At 48.4% G+C, this 1,427-nt stretch carries 1 protein-coding gene; it reads right to left on the bottom strand.

Going from position 1 to position 1,427, the window contains the following annotated elements; translation table 11 throughout:
• A partial coding sequence (locus tag CWD91_RS22575) for a hypothetical protein (protein ID WP_157943879.1) occupies nt 1-1,427 on the bottom strand: 1,427 nt, incomplete at both ends.

The raw sequence follows: 1,427 nt of genomic DNA, 5'->3' as shown, positions 1-1,427 counted from the left end.
CGGCAAAGCTCGACTTGTCGATCCACTCCACGGTACCAACTGCATCCGTAACCAATACCTTATCGTTACCTCCGCTTAATATGTTTTCTGTCTGAACTGCATTATCGGCCAATTTAGCATTGGTCACCGCATCGGCTCCAAGTTTGGCGGTCACAATCGACAGATCCTCCACCTTGAAGGGATCAGCTGTTGTTCCAGCTCCTGTGATCGTTACCTGATCGGCAATGGCAGCAAAGCTTGACTTGTCGATCCACTCCACGGTCCCGACTGCATCGGTAACCAATACCTTGTCGTTACCACCTGAAGATATATCCTCTGTTAAAATGGTACCGTTCAATATATTTTCTGTCTGAACCGCATTGTCGGCCAGTTCGGCATTAGTTATTCCATCGGCCGACACGTCCAGCGTATAAGGGCTAACCGTTGTTCCTGCTCCCGAACGCACCAAGGTAGCATCAGTGGCGTTTAAAATTTCATTTCCGATTACACCATCGACTTCTGTTACCGTCACAGAGCCCAAATCTACTAGAATCCAATCGGTCCCATCCCATTGCATTACTTGCCCAGAGACCGTACCATCAGCTATGTTTTCCAATTGTACCGCATCATCGGCCAATTTTGAATTCGTTACCGCATCGGGGCCAAGTTTGGAATTTACTATGGACAGGTCCTCTACTTTGAATGGATCCGCAACCGTTCCTATTCCGGTAATGGTTACCTGATCGGCCAAAACAGCAAAGCTGGACTTGTCCACCCAAACTACTGTACCAACGGCATCCGTAACCAATACCTTATCGTTACCTCCGCTTAATATGTTTTCTGTCTGAACTGCGTTATCGGCCAATTTAGCATTGGTCACAGCATCGGCTCCAAGTTTGGCGGTCACAATCGACAGATCCTCCACCTTGAAGGGATCAGCTGTTGTTCCAGCACCCGTAATCGTTACCTGATCGGCAATGGCAGCAAAGCTCGACTTGTTGATCCACTCCACGGTACCAACTGCATCCGTAACCAATACCTTATCGTTTCCACCTGAAGAGATATCCTCTGTTAAAATGGTACCGTTCAATATATTTTCTGTCTCAACTGCGTTATCGGCCAGTTTAGCATTGGTCACCGCATCGGCTCCAAGCTTGGCGGTCACAATCGATAGATCCTCCACCTTGAAGGGATCAGCTGTTGTTCCAGCTCCTGTAATCGTTACCTGATCGGCAATGGCAGCGAAGCTCGACTTGTCGATCCACTCCACGGTACCAACTGCATCGGTAACCAAAACTTTATCGTTACCTCCACTCAAAATGTTTTCTGTCTGAACTGCATTGTCCGCCAATTTAGCATTGGTCACCGCATCGGCTCCAAGCTTGGCGGTCACAATCGATAGATCCTCCACCTTGAAGGGATCGGCTGTTGTTCCTGCTCCTGTAATC

The sequence above is a fragment of the Arenibacter hampyeongensis genome (genome assembly GCF_002909255.1).
Classification (GTDB): Bacteria; Bacteroidota; Bacteroidia; order Flavobacteriales; family Flavobacteriaceae; genus Arenibacter; species Arenibacter hampyeongensis.
Note: the sequence above shows the minus strand (reverse complement) of the source record. Positions and strands in the feature narration are given on the sequence as shown.